An 8,590-nucleotide genomic window follows, 5' to 3' on the forward strand; every position below is an offset into this window, starting at 1 on the left:
GGAGAAGGGGCCCCGCAGGGGCGGATGAGGGTACGGCACCACGCATTGCCACATAGCGCGCACACCACGCCAGCACAGCACACGAATTTACGCAGCTTTTATTCGAACCGGCGCGCGCTTTGCAACGAAGATATTCGGCGATTCCTATACTTTCCGCGCTGATGACGGGGATGCTTGCGTGGAATCGATGGCTGCAATCTTGAGCGTGTCGCAGGCCGCACCGATCGCCTGCAGGCGCCGCGTGCCGCAGACGCAACGGCGTGCCGTCCGCGTCCGCGTGGCGGCCATGCCACCTGCGCCGCGACGCCACGATGGCTGCCGCAGCGCGCTGCAACATCCGCCGCCACACGGCCGCGCGCGTTCACTGCACGCGCGTTGACGACATAACGCCGCCGCCACCGCGGCGCTGCATTCCAACTCCCTCCCCGCGATGCGTTACCCGGCGTATCGCCTGCGATGGCGCGTGCGCGTGAGGCGGCGCGCCGTCGTTGCCCCCTCCACCCAACGAAGGACGGCTCGTTGCGAGCCGACGTCGCGATGTCCATGAAGTTCCATCCCCTGTTCCTGTCCCTGGCCGTGCTGTGCGCCGGCGATGCCGCCGCCGTGGGCCTGGCTGCGCCCGTGTCGGAGGCGATGCCGGCGTCGGAGCCCGCCCCCGTGCCGCTGGCACGCAGCGCAGATTGTTCCAATGGCTTCTTCTCGCGCCTGGCCTCGGCCTATCGCGAGGATGCGCAGCCGGCCGATCCCGATGCGCCGACGCCGGCGCGTCGCGGGCTGCCGGCGCCGTTCTCCTCGCCGCCGTTCCCGTCGGCCGAATGGCAGCTTGGCGCGGTCGACTACCCGGTCGGGGTGCCCAACGAGAATGCGCAGTATCCGGTGGAGAAGGCGCTGGCGTGCACGCGCGTGGGGCAGTGGATGCAGCGCAACCGCATCGAGCTGTACGGCTGGATCAATCCCTCGCTCAACGCCAGCACGTCCTCGCGCAGCAACTATCCGCTGTCCTACTCCACGCGGCCCAACCGCGGCGAGTTCAATCAGGCGCTGATCCGCCTGCAGCGCGTGCCGGACACGGTGCAGACCGACCATGTCGACTGGGGCTTCCACCTCGACGACCTGTACGGCTACGACTACCACTACACCACGATGAAGGGCGTCACCAGCGACCAGTTGCTGCACCACCCGCAGCCCAACAGCGCGCTCAACGGCAAGATCTATGGCAACGATCCGATGATCGCGCACGTGGATCTGTACCTGCCGTCGGTGGCGCAGGGCATGCTGGTCACGGTCGGCCGTTACCTGTCGCTGCCGGACATCGAAGCGCAGTTCTCGCCGAACAATTACCTGCTGACCCATTCGATCCTGTACACGGTCGATGCCTATACCAACATGGGCATCCTCACCACCACCAAGCTCAACGACCAGTGGACGCTGCAGCTCGGCGTGCACGGCGGCGACGATTCGGCGATCTGGGACGCGACCAGCCGCCTGAGCGCGCAGGCCTGCCTGCGCTGGGTCTCCAAGAGCAACGACGACATGCTGTATCCGTGCGTGGAGTCGTACAACAACGCCGCGCAGACCTACAACAACCTGCAGGAGTTCGTGCTCACCTGGGGCCACCGCTTCTCGCCGAAGGTGCACATGCTCACCGAGGCCTACCATATCTATGTGCGCGACCAGGCGCTGGCCACCGATCCGTCGCAGTCGCACGCGCCGACCGGGCGCCCGGGCTATGCGCTGGGCGAGGCGCCGGACTTTCCGCTGGGGCGCAGCACTGCCGACGCCATCGTCAACTACGTCAACATCCAGCTCGGCGCGTCGGACATGCTGGCGATCCGCAACGAGTTCGTGAACGACCACGACGGCCAGCGCACCGGTTTCGCCACGCGCTACTCCAGCCACACCATCGGCCTCACCCACTGGGTGTCGCAGGACCTGGAGATCCGCCCGGAGCTGCGCTACGAGCACGCCTACGATTTCCCCGCCTACGACGGCGGGCGCCGCAACCATCAGGCGACGGCGCTGATCGACGCGATCCTGCATTACTGAGGTCGTCGCGCGCTGCCGTGGCGGCGGCGCGGCGCCGGCAGACGTGGCGCACGCCCCTGCGTCGCGCGGTTTTACGCAGAATTTATGCGTGCCGCGCGCCTTCGCCACGGAGAGTTTATGGCGACGGCTTCGATAATGCCGGCCTGGGCCAGAAGGCCTGTCCGACCCGGCGTGCGTCGCCATGTTGCGCTTCCCTTCTGCCTCCGTGCGCATGCCGCGTCCGGCGGTGTTCCCACACGATTGCGGCCTGCCCTGCGGCGGGCCGTCCCTTTGTTTCGGAGTTGAGACCATGAGCGGTTGGCTTTCGTTCGTTTGCGGCGTGGCGGTGATCGTCGCGGCCGGTTACCTGCTGTACGTGATCCTGCGCCCCGAAGATTTCTGAGCCGAGTGCCACTTCCATGATCGATACATTGCTTGTCTATGCGCTCGCGCTGCTGCTGGGATGGCCGCTGGGCCTGTACCTGGCCAAGGTGATGCGCGGGGCGCCGATGCGCGGCGACGCGCTGTTCGGCTGGATCGAACGCCCGCTGTACCGCCTGCTCGGCACCGACCCGGCGCGCGGCATGCACTGGCGCGCCTATGCCGGCGCGTTCCTGGCCAGCAACCTGGTACTGGGCGTGCTGGTGTTCGTGCTGTTCGTGACCCAGACCTGGCTGCCGTTCAATCCGGATGCGGTGCCCAACATGCGCTGGGACGTGGCCTTGCACACCATGGTCTCGTTTCTGACCAACACCAATCAGCAGCACTACTCGGGCCAGGCGCAGCTGTCGTACCTGTCGCAAGCGGTGGGCGTGGTCGGCCTGCAGTTCATCACGCCGATGATGGGCCTGGCGCTGGTGGCGGCGACGCTGCGCGGCCTGTTCGGTGGGCGTGGCCAGGATGCGGCGCGCAAGGCGGCCGCGAGTGGCGGCGAGACGGCGCAGGAGGTCGACCTCGGCAACTACTGGGCCGACGTGATCCGTCCGACCCTGCGCTTCCTGCTGCCGCTGTGCCTGCTGTGGACGCTGCTGCTGACCCAGCAGGGCGTGCCTTCGACGCTGGCGGCCGGTCCGGTCGCCACGCCGCTGGACGCCAGCGCCGGCCAGCAGACACAGAAGATCCCGCTCGGCCCGGTCGCGGCGATGGTGGCGATCAAACAGCTCGGCACCAACGGCGGCGGCTGGTACGGCCCCAACAGCGCGATGGCGCTGGAAAATCCCACGCCGTTCTCCAACCTGCTGGAGATGTTGGGCATCGTGCTGATCCCGGTGGCGGTGGCGTTCATGGTCGGCCCGTTCACCGGGCGCCGCAAGTTCACTGCGCTGGTGTTCGGCAGCATGCTGGTGATGTCGCTGGCGTCCACCGCGGTGTCGCTGTGGGCCGAAGGCCACGCGCCCGGCAGTGCCGCGCTGATGGAGGGCAAGGAGGTGCGCTTCGGCGTCGATGCCTCGGCGGCCTGGTCGTCGCTGACCACGCAGACCTCCAACGGCTCGGTCAACGCCATGCACGATTCGCTGGCGCCGCTGACCGGTGGCGTGGCGATGATCAACATGCTGATCAACGCGATCTGGGGCGGTATCGGTTGCGGCCTGCAGCAGTTCCTGGTGTACCTGCTGCTGAGCGTGTTCCTGGCCGGCCTGATGACCGGGCGCACCCCGGAACTGTTCGGACGCAAGATCGAGGCGCCGGAAGTGCGCCTGCTGGCGCTGCTGATCCTGCTGCAGCCGCTGGTGCTGCTCGGCTTCACCGCGGTCACCCTGGCGCTGCCGGCCTCGATCTCGGCGACTTCCAATCCGGGCTTCCACGGCATCAGCCAGGTGTTCTACGAGTACACCTCGGCGTTCGCCAACAACGGCTCCGGTTTCGAGGGGCTGGGCGACGGCATTCCATGGTGGAACCTGAGCTGCTCCGTGGTGCTGCTGCTGGGCCGCTATCCGGCGCTGATCGTGCCGCTGATCGTGGCCGCGCAACTGGCGCGCAAGCGGGTGGCGCCGGAAACCGGCGGCAGCCTGCAGGTGGAAACCCCGACCTTCGCGCTGACCCTGATCGCGGTCATCGCGATCCTGACCGTTCTGCAATTCACGCCGGCTTTGGTGTTGGGACCGATCGCCGATCACCTGACCCTGGCCGCGCACTGAGACGACGACGATGAGCACCCCGCTTCCTTCTACTTCCGTGGCTTCTTCGCCGGCGCGCCGGCCTGGGCTGTTCGATGCCGCGGCGCTGCGCGCGGCCTTGCGCGACAGCGTGCTGAAGCTGTCGCCAAGGCACCTGCTGGGCAGCCCGGTGATGGCCGTGGTCTTCGCCGGCACGCTGCTGTCGGCGCTGATCACCGTGTCCGGCCAGGGCCCGGCCGGCTTCGGCTGGGCGGTGACCGCGATCCTGCTGGTCACCGTGCTGTTCGGCAACTTCGCCGAGGCGGTGGCCGAGGCTCGCGGCCGCGGCCAGGCCGCCTCGCTGCGGCGTGCGCGCAAGGACCTGGTGGCGCGCCGGGTCGCCAGTGTGCGGCTGGACGCCGAGACCAGCGTGCCCGCCGCCGAACTGCGCCCGGGCGACCTGGTGGTGGTGTCGGCCGGCGAGCTGATCCCGGCCGATGGCGAGATCGTGCACGGCCTGGCCACCATCAACGAGGCCGCGGTCACCGGCGAATCGGCGCCGGTGCTGCGCGAGGCCGGCACCGACCGCTCCGGCGTCATCGGCGGCACCAAGGTGCTGTCCGACGAGATCCTGGTGAAGGTCACCGCCGAGCCGGGCCACAGCTTCCTGGATCGCATGATCGCGCTGGTGGAAGGCGCCAACCGGCAGAAGACGCCGAACGAGATCGCGCTGACCATGCTGCTGGCGGCGATGACCCTGACCTTCCTGATCGTGGTCGCCTCGCTGCCGGCGATCGCCGGCTTCGTCGGCGTGCACGTGGATCCGCTGCTGCTGATCGCGCTGCTGGTGTGCCTGATCCCGACCACCATCGGCGGGTTGCTGCCGGCGATCGGCATCGCCGGCATGAACCGCGCGCTGTCGGCCAACGTGTTGGCCAAGTCGGGAAAGGCGGTGGAAGTGGCCGGCGACGTCGACGTGCTGCTGCTGGACAAGACCGGCACCATCACCCACGGCGACCGCCAGGCCACCGTGTTCCATGCGCTCAGCGGCGTGGACGTGGCGCAGCTGCGCGAGGCGGCGATGCTGTCGTCGCTGGCCGACCCGACCCCGGAAGGCAAGTCGATCGTGCGCCTGGCGCGCGAGCAGGGCCTGCCGCCGGCCGATCCGGCGGGCGCCGAGTTCGTCGCCTTCACCGCGCAGACCCGCATGTCCGGCGTCGACCTGCCGGCCAACGGCATGCAGCCGCCGCGGTCGATCCGCAAGGGCGCCGCCGATGCGCTGATCCGCCACGTCACCGCGCTGGGCGGGCAGGTGCCGGCGGAACTGAAGAGCCGGGTCGAGCAGGTGGCGCGCAGCGGCGCCACGCCGCTGGTGGTGGCCGAGGGCCGGCACGTGCTGGGCGTGGTCGAGCTGTCCGACGTGGTCAAGCACGGCGTGCGCGAGAAGTTCGCACGGCTGCGCGCGATGGGCGTCAAGACGGTGATGATCACCGGCGACAACCCGCTGACCGCCGCGGCCATCGCCGCCGAGGCCGGCGTCGACGACTACATCGCCGAGGCCACGCCCGAGGACAAGCTGGCGCGCATCCGCCAGGAACAGGCCGGCGGACGCCTGGTGGCGATGGTCGGCGACGGCACCAACGACGCGCCGGCGCTGGCCCAGGCCGACGTCGGCCTGGCGATGAACTCCGGCACCCAGGCGGCCAAGGAGGCCGGCAACATGGTCGATCTGGATTCGGATCCGGCCAAGCTGCTGGCGGTGGTGGAAGTGGGCAAGCAGCAGCTGATCACCCGCGGCGCGCTGACCACGTTCTCGCTGGCCAACGACGTGTCCAAGTACTTCGCGATCCTGCCGGCGCTGTTCGCCGCCTCGATCCCGCAGATGGCCGCGCTGAACGTGATGCGCCTGTCCAGCCCGACCAACGCGGTGCTGGCGGCGTTGATCTTCAATGCGCTGGTGATCCCGGCGCTGATCCCGCTGGCGCTGCGCGGCGTGCGCTTCACCCCGTCCTCGGCGACCTCGCTGCTGCGCCGGAACATGCTGATCTACGGCGTGGGCGGCGTGCTGCTGCCGTTCGTCGGGATCAAGGCCATCGATCTGCTGCTGGTGGCGCTGGGCTGACCCCAGCGCCGATTCTCACGCTCCTTCGGAATTACCTCCATGACCGTGTCTTCCGTTTCCCTTCGCGAACCGATGCGCTGGCGCGCGGTGCTGGTGCTGTCGCTGCTGGTGCTCGCGTCCGCGGCGCTGTACTCGTTGCTGGCCACCGTGCTGGCCGGCGCGCTGTTCCCCGAGCAGGCCAATGGCAGCCTGCGCAGCCACGATGGCCGCGTGGTCGGCTCGGTGCTGGTGGCGCAGCCGTTCGCCGCCGCCGGCTACTTCCAGCCACGTCCATCCGGCGCCAAGTACGATCCGATGTCGGCGGCCGGCAGCAACCAGGCGCGCAGCAACCCCGACCTGCGCAAGCGCCTGGACGCCACCCGCCAGGCGGTGGCCGCGCGCGAAGGCATCGACCCGGCGCAGGTGCCGGACGATCTGATCACCCAGTCCGGCAGCGGCATGGACCCGGACATCAGCGTGGAAGCGGCGCACATCCAAGTGGCGCGCGTGGCCGCGGCGCGCGGCCTGTCGCCGCAGACCGTCGCCGCCCTGGTCGCCGCACAGACCCAGCCGCGCCAGTTCGGCGTGCTGGGGGAGCCGCGGGTGAACGTGCTGGCGCTGAATTTGGCCTTGGATGCCGGGAATGGGGAAACGGGAATCGGGAATGGGAGGGAGCAAAAGCGGTAAGGCGCGCCGCGCTGTAGGCTTTGCGATTCCCCATTCCCAATTCCCCATTCCCAGCTCCAAATGCCCGACCCCCGCACCCAACAGGCCGACGCCCTGATCGGCGAACTGCAGCGCGAGCGCGGCGGGCGCCTGACCGTGTTCCTCGGCGCGGCGCCGGGGGTCGGCAAGACCTACGCGATGCTGTCGCGTGCGCGGCAGTTGCAGCAGCAGGGCAGCAACCTGGTGGTCGGCGTGGTCGAGACCCACGGCCGCGCCGAGACCGCGGCGCTGCTGGAGGGCCTCACCGTGCAGCCGCGGCGGCGGCTGGAGTACCGCGGCCGCACCCTGGACGAGATGGACCTGGATGCGCTGCTGGCGCTGCGCCCGCCGCTGGTGCTGGTGGACGAACTGGCCCATCGCAACGCGCCGGGCAGCCGTCACGAGCGGCGCTGGCAGGACGTACAGGAACTGCTCGACGCCGGCATCGACGTCTACAGCACGGTCAACATCCAGCACCTGGAAAGCCTCAACGACGTGGTCCACCGCATCACCGGCGTGCGCGTCAGCGAGACCGTGCCCGATGCGATCTTCGACCGCCTGCGCGACATCGTGCTGGTCGACCTGCCGCCACGCGAGCTGATCGAACGCCTGCAGCAGGGCAAGGTCTACCTGCCCGAGCAGGCCGGGCAGGCGCTGCAGGCCTTCTTCTCGCCGTCCAACCTGGCCGCACTGCGCGAGCTGGCGATGCAGACCGCCGCCGACCGCGTCGACAACGATCTGCGCGACGTGCAGGCCGCGCAGGGCCGCACCAGCGTGGCGCTGCGGCGCACGGTGATGGTGGCGATCGACGGGCGCGGCCAGTCCGACTACCTGGTGCGGGTGGCGCGGCGCCTGGCCGAGCGCCGCGGCGCGCCGTGGACGGTGGTCACCGTGCAGACCCAGGCGCAGCCGGATGCCGACTGGCAACTGGAGATCGACCGCGCCTTCGCGCTGGCGCGCCGGCTGGGCGGCGAGGCCGCGCTGCTGCACGGCGCCAACGTCGCCGATGCCTTGCTCGACCATGCCGCGCGCAGCGGCGTGTCCACGCTGGTGCTGGGCCGCACCCGCGAGCGCCCGCTGGCGCGCATGATCAACCGCACCCTGACCCAGCAGCTGCTGCAACGCGGCGCGCACTACGAACTGGTGATCATCAGTTCGCCGGAAGCGCGCGCGCGGGCGCGGCGGCGCTGGCGCAGCCCCGCGCATTGGCTGTCGCGCGACGACCTGCTGTTCGCTACGGTGGCGTCGGCGCTGGCGGTGGTGGTGGCGTGGATCGCCGAAAGTTGGGTCGGCATCGACGACCTGTCGATGGTGTTCATCGTCGCAGTGGTGATGGTGGCATCGAAGACGCGGATGACCGCGGCGGTGCTGGCGGCGCTGCTGAGCTTCTTCAGCTACAACTTCTTCTTCATCGAACCGCGCTTCACCTTCCAGATCGGCGCGCGCCAGGGCGTGGTCACGGTGCTGCTGTTCCTGGTCGCGGCCCTGGTCGCCGGGCGCCTGGCCTCGCGCCTGCGCATGCAGGTGCTGGCGCTGCGCGCGGTCAACGCGCAGACCACCGCACTGCAGCGGCTGGGCCGCGAACTGACCAGCGCCGCCGACCTCGGCCAGGTGTTGGAGGCCGGGCGCCGCGCGCTCGCCGGCACGCTCGACGCCGAGGCCT

At 69.7% G+C, this 8,590-nt stretch carries 6 protein-coding genes; all 6 read left to right on the top strand.

Features of this window, described 5'->3' with window-relative positions:
- The first annotated feature begins 537 nt into the window (after nucleotides 1-537).
- Nucleotides 538-2,046, top strand: coding sequence for an outer membrane beta-barrel protein (locus D183_RS0110645; RefSeq protein WP_039727084.1), 1,509 nt, complete (start codon nucleotides 538-540; stop codon nucleotides 2,044-2,046).
- 289 nt (nucleotides 2,047-2,335) lie between these two features.
- A complete protein-coding gene (locus D183_RS0110650) occupies nucleotides 2,336-2,428 on the top strand; it encodes a potassium-transporting ATPase subunit F (protein WP_010341961.1) in 93 nt (30 codons plus the stop codon).
- A 16-nt stretch (nucleotides 2,429-2,444) separates the two neighbouring features.
- Nucleotides 2,445-4,163: a potassium-transporting ATPase subunit KdpA gene (gene kdpA, locus D183_RS0110655; RefSeq protein ID WP_017908975.1), complete on the top strand. Its 1,719-nt coding sequence runs from the start codon at nucleotides 2,445-2,447 to the stop codon at nucleotides 4,161-4,163.
- Between the two features lie 10 nt (nucleotides 4,164-4,173).
- Nucleotides 4,174-6,243 carry a potassium-transporting ATPase subunit KdpB gene (gene kdpB / locus D183_RS0110660; RefSeq protein ID WP_026144370.1) on the top strand — a complete coding sequence of 690 codons (2,070 nt, stop codon included), beginning with the start codon at nucleotides 4,174-4,176 and terminating at the stop codon, nucleotides 6,241-6,243.
- 39 nt (nucleotides 6,244-6,282) lie between these two features.
- A complete protein-coding gene (gene kdpC, locus D183_RS0110665; RefSeq protein WP_026144371.1) occupies nucleotides 6,283-6,909 on the top strand; it encodes a potassium-transporting ATPase subunit KdpC in 627 nt (208 codons plus the stop codon).
- Between the two features lie 60 nt (nucleotides 6,910-6,969).
- On the top strand, nucleotides 6,970-8,590 hold a 1,621-nt coding region (locus tag D183_RS0110670), incomplete at its 3' end, for a DUF4118 domain-containing protein (RefSeq protein WP_017908978.1).

It is taken from the genome of Xanthomonas sp. SHU 199 (genome assembly GCF_000364665.1).
Lineage (GTDB): Bacteria > Pseudomonadota > Gammaproteobacteria > Xanthomonadales > Xanthomonadaceae > Xanthomonas_A > Xanthomonas_A sontii.

Bases quoted from the DNA above. Each gene is read 5' to 3' on its own strand.
- D183_RS0110645 (WP_039727084.1), top strand. From the start codon at position 538: ATGTCCATGAAGTTCCATCCCCTGTTCCTGTCCCTGGCCGTGCTGTGC.
- D183_RS0110650 (WP_010341961.1), top strand. From the start codon at position 2,336: ATGAGCGGTTGGCTTTCGTTCGTTTGCGGCGTGGCGGTGATCGTCGCG.
- kdpA (WP_017908975.1), top strand. From the start codon at position 2,445: ATGATCGATACATTGCTTGTCTATGCGCTCGCGCTGCTGCTGGGATGG.
- kdpB (WP_026144370.1), top strand. From the start codon at position 4,174: ATGAGCACCCCGCTTCCTTCTACTTCCGTGGCTTCTTCGCCGGCGCGC.
- kdpC (WP_026144371.1), top strand. From the start codon at position 6,283: ATGACCGTGTCTTCCGTTTCCCTTCGCGAACCGATGCGCTGGCGCGCG.